We start from the raw sequence: 2,449 nt of genomic DNA on the forward strand, positions 1-2,449 counted from the left end.
GTAGCCAAACCAACGGCCAACACAATCGCAATAACCATAGCAAGCAAAGTCAGCCACAAAGTCCAACCAATACCAGTAAGAACATTTTCGTCAATAATATATTTCGCTACTATATTCCACTCAAATCGACGATTAGTCGCTATAGAATACAGTAAAGAGCAGGCCACTAGAGCAACAATTACGCCAGCAATAATAGGACCCGATTTTTTAACTGGAAGAATACGCTCGTCGTTGTTCTTTTTAGAAAACATATTCACAATACTACTCTAAACTCAATCAAAATCAGAAGATACCAGAAAATCACACATTAGGATTTAATTCAGGATGCTTAACCATAATATCTTCCACACCCCAAGACTTCATGATTTTTTCATAATCTCCAGTTTGTATAAGTTTTTCAATACCAGCTTTAACAGCCTGAGCAAGCTGCTTATCCCCTTTTTGCATAATAATGCCCATAAGCGCCTTGTCTTTGCTTGTTCCCAAAGCCTCAAGCTGATTATCTGTTTGCTCAATAGCAAAACTAGAAACAGGAGTGTCTGCGTACATAATATCCGCTCTACCCGCCACAACAGCAGTCGTGGCATCTGTTTGCTCTTTAAAAGCAAGAACATCTAAAGGACTATTTTTACTCGCTTTACAAAAGTCTCTAGCGCTATACATTTGCGATTCGCTGGTAGTGCCTACTTGTACAGAAACTTTTCTGCCGCACAAATTATTAAGACTTACCTTTGTTGGGTTTCCTTTACGAACAACAAACAGCAATCCAGCATTTGCGTACGTTACAAAATCGACGGCTTTTTCTCTTTCCTTACTTACTGTAAAACCAGAAACACCTATATCGAATTTGCTGCCAACAGAAGGCAAGATAGCATCAAAAGGAGCATTCACAATAGTAAGTTTTAAGCCCATTAATTTTGCTAAAGCTTTATTAAGATCAATTTCGTAACCGATTACAGTTCGGCCATCTCTGGCATAAAATCCTGCAGGAGCATAACCAATGTTTGTTCCCATAACAAGCTCGCCTTTTTCCAACAGTTTTTTAGGAAGAAGAGAGGCGATTTTTTCATCTTTTTTAATGCTATTAATGTTGTAACAGCGGTCAAGAAGAGGGTCACGGCCAACAGCATCGGTTGTTCCACAAGCTCCAGAAAATCCTATTAAAGTCGCAGAAACAAAAGCCGCAATAGAGCGCATCCACCTAGAAGATCCTAAGAATGTCCACTTATTCTTACGATGCACATCAAGTTTTTTAACATCGCAATTCGCTTGAATCATAGAATCCCTTAACAACTATATCTACTTGAACATGCACAACTGTACCACTAATCATAAAGCAATACGGTGCTATTCTTTTGAATTTTATAAAAGATTTACTGCGGCTTTACTGCAACTTTACTGCAACTTTACTGCGGCTTTTAGAAGCTTCGTAAAAGCTTCGTAAAAGTTTTAAAGCACGTGATGCAAGAAATCTTTGAAACGATTAGTTTGCGGATTGTCAATAATATCAGCAGTTCCGCACTCTACAACCATTCCATCATCCATAAATACTACTTGATCTGCAACTTCACGCGCAAAACCAATTTCGTGCGTTACAACAATCATTGTCATACCATCTTTTGCAAGATTTCGCATAACATTCAAAACTTCACCAACAAGCTCAGGGTCAAGAGCAGAAGTCGGCTCATCAAATAACATAATTTCCGGCTTCATAGCAAGAGCGCGCGCAATAGCCACACGCTGCTGCTGGCCGCCAGAAAGCTCAGCAGGATAATGATTCATTCGCTCAGCCATGCCGACTCGTTTAAGCTCTTCAATTGCTAAATCGTGAGCCTCCTGCTTACTCATTCCCAACACATGAACAGGCGCTTCCATAACATTTTCCAATGCCGTCATATGAGGGAATAAGTTAAAACGTTGAAAAACCATTCCAAGCTTCGAACGCTGCTTAGAAATCTCTTTATCGCTAAGAGCTTGAAGACATTCCTCGCCTTTATGCGTTACTTTTTTTACACCAATGCGCTCGCCATAAATGCTAATACTTCCAGCGCTAAGCGTTTCAAGCTGATTAATTAAGCGCAATAAGGTTGATTTACCAGATCCGGAAGGTCCTAAAATAACAGTTACCGTGCCAGGATTAACGGTTATATTAATATTTTTTAATACACTAAGGCTACCGAATGATTTCTGTACGTTGCTTAAGATTACTGCGGGAAGATTGCTTTCGTTATTTTTAATAGTCATATTCGCTCCCTCATTGTAATTTTCTAAAGTATTACTCATGTTATTCACCAAAATTTCGTATATGAAGCAATGCTACCACTAGGCGTTAAAGCCCAACATAGCCGCGTCGTTACGCCCTTTAACATTTTTCTGCTTAGCGTGCAAAGATTTGTCGCCGCGCTGATCCGCATCTGTGTCTAATTGCGCATGTTTTACAATATCTCGC

2 protein-coding genes and 1 pseudogene are annotated in these 2,449 nt (G+C 39.6%); all 3 read right to left on the reverse strand.

Going from position 1 to position 2,449, the window contains the following annotated elements; all coding sequences use genetic code 11:
* Nucleotides 1–251 (reverse strand): annotated as a pseudogene (locus CGSMWGV1500E_RS00550) (amino acid ABC transporter permease); the annotation flags it as partial.
* 49 nt (nt 252–300) lie between these two features.
* Nucleotides 301–1,278 carry an ABC transporter substrate-binding protein gene (locus CGSMWGV1500E_RS00545; protein WP_004129448.1) on the reverse strand — a complete coding sequence of 326 codons (978 nt, stop codon included), beginning with the start codon at nt 1,276–1,278 and terminating at the stop codon, nt 301–303.
* Nucleotides 1,279–1,449: 171 nt separating this feature from the next.
* Entirely contained in the window at nt 1,450–2,244 is a 795-nt protein-coding gene (locus tag CGSMWGV1500E_RS00540; protein WP_004129450.1) for an amino acid ABC transporter ATP-binding protein, read from the reverse strand.
* Nucleotides 2,245–2,449: the final 205 nt, after the last annotated feature.

The organism is Gardnerella vaginalis 1500E, from assembly GCF_000263595.1.
Classification (GTDB): Bacteria; Actinomycetota; Actinomycetes; order Actinomycetales; family Bifidobacteriaceae; genus Bifidobacterium; species Bifidobacterium vaginale_E.

Coding starts and splice junctions, on each gene's coding strand:
- CGSMWGV1500E_RS00545 (WP_004129448.1), bottom strand. CDS start 1,278: ATGATTCAAGCGAATTGCGATGTTAAAAAACTTGATGTGCATCGTAAG.
- CGSMWGV1500E_RS00540 (WP_004129450.1), bottom strand. CDS start 2,244: ATGACTATTAAAAATAACGAAAGCAATCTTCCCGCAGTAATCTTAAGC.